Genomic DNA, 369 nt, shown 5'->3' with positions numbered 1-369 from the left:
AGCGTGGCGGGCACGGCAAGGGCGGCGGCGACGAAAAGGGCCTTGGGGGAAAGGGCCTTGGGGGAAACGGTCTTGCGGGAAAGGGTTTTGGAAACGGCGGTCATGGGTCTGGTCCTTTGCAAATATCTGCGGTCCGGCGGGAAAGGTCTGGGTGCTGAAAATCAGGCGCCGGACCGCGTTGGAGGGAAGGATCGGCGCGCGGGTTAGAGCGCGGGCTGGCGGCAGCTCTGGCGCTCGCCGCCATAGCGGATGGCGAGCTCGACCTGTTGGCCCGCGCGGGGGCCGACCAGCTCGGTCTCGGCGATGGTGACGCGCTGACCGGGCCGGGCCTCGAAATCGCCGCCCTGCCGGATCGAGGCCGAGGGCGCG

1 protein-coding gene is annotated in these 369 nt (G+C 69.6%); it reads right to left on the bottom strand.

All coding sequences use genetic code 11. The annotated features are described in order from the left end of the window. Positions 1–203 precede the first annotated feature (203 nt). The gene (locus tag JI664_RS24290) at positions 204–353 is read right to left on the bottom strand and encodes a hypothetical protein (RefSeq protein ID WP_414707759.1); all 150 of its coding nucleotides are present in this window, start codon (positions 351–353) and stop codon (positions 204–206) included. Positions 354–369 lie beyond the last annotated feature (16 nt).

This window comes from Rhodobacter sp. NTK016B (assembly GCF_017303295.1).
Classification (GTDB): domain Bacteria; phylum Pseudomonadota; class Alphaproteobacteria; order Rhodobacterales; family Rhodobacteraceae; genus Pararhodobacter.
Note: the sequence above shows the minus strand (reverse complement) of the source record. Positions and strands in the feature narration are given on the sequence as shown.